This window comes from Microbacterium sp. HSID17254, from assembly GCF_003989315.1.
Lineage (GTDB): Bacteria > Actinomycetota > Actinomycetes > Actinomycetales > Microbacteriaceae > Microbacterium.
Genome location: NZ_RBLT01000118.1, coordinates 1 through 1,040 on the forward strand (window position 1 = coordinate 1; position 1,040 = coordinate 1,040).

Genomic DNA, 1,040 nt, shown 5'->3' on the forward strand with positions numbered 1-1,040 from the left:
GGCAGTGCTACGTGGCCGCCGCTGCGACGTAGGGCGGCGTGTCAGCGGGACCGCACGGGCGGTGCGTAGGGCCAGGGGGGCAACGGGGAGGGAGCGCGGGGACATGATCACAGCGTCACGGCCTCGGGCAGGGGGCTACCGGTGGAGGAGCGGGCCGTCGAGGCCCTGGAACAAGCCGACCAGCGGGATCACCCGGCCGCGGGGCGGCGTCAGCCGCTCAACGAGGTCTTCGCAGCCCACGGGTCGTGCATGCTGGGCGAGAACGCGCTCTACAGCTTCATCATCGTCATCCTCTCGGGGGTCTACCTGGCGCTGTTCTTCGTCCCTTCGATGGAAGAGGTCGTCTACAACGTCCCCTACGACCCGCTCCGCGGCGTACACATGTCCCGGTCCTACGAGTCAGCACTCGCGCTGACCTTCGAGGTTCGCGGTGGGCTGTTCATGCGTCAGCTACACCACTGGTCTGCCCTGCTGTTCGTGGCGTCGATGCTGTGCCACATGTTCCGGGTGTTCTTCACTGGAGCGTTCCGTAAGCCTCGGTAGGCCAACTGGACGATCGGGATCAATCTGAGTCGGCTCGCTCCCGTAGCGGTTTTCGGTTGATACTCGCGGACCGGCTGGCGCCACTCCTGGGTCGGAGTGCGGGTCGGGTGTGGTATATGCCTGTCGGTTGGGGTCGTTGGGAGCTGGTCGCATTGGGCGCTGTTCGACGGGGACTCCGGTGATACCGAGATCATCCGCAGGCTCTGCATCATCCACGTGCTGATTCTTCCCGGGATCTTGCTCGCCCTGGTCGCAGTCCACCTCGGCCTTGTCTGGTATCAGAAGCACACCCAGTTCCCCGGAGTGGGCCGGACTGAGAACAACGTGGTCGGTGTCCGGATCATGCCGCAGTTCGCGGCCAAGGGTGGCGCGTTCTTCTTCATTGTCGCTGGCATCTTTGCCATCGTCTCCGGGCTGTTCGAGATCAACCGCATCTGGTTCTTCGCGGCCTTCGACCCCTGCCACGTCTCCGCTGGCCCGACGCCGGAGTTCTACAT

The 1,040-nt window shown here is 64.8% G+C and carries 2 protein-coding genes; both read left to right on the top strand.

Annotated features, from left to right (window positions below; all coding sequences use genetic code 11):
• Window positions 1-141: 141 nt before the first annotated feature.
• Complete coding sequence (locus D8M34_RS19440; protein WP_202976287.1) at window positions 142-543, top strand: hypothetical protein; 402 nt, start codon at window positions 142-144, stop codon at window positions 541-543.
• A gap of 96 nt (window positions 544-639) precedes the next feature.
• Window positions 640-1,040: cytochrome b N-terminal domain-containing protein (locus tag D8M34_RS19445; protein ID WP_202976288.1), on the top strand; the 401-nt coding region annotated here is incomplete at its 3' end.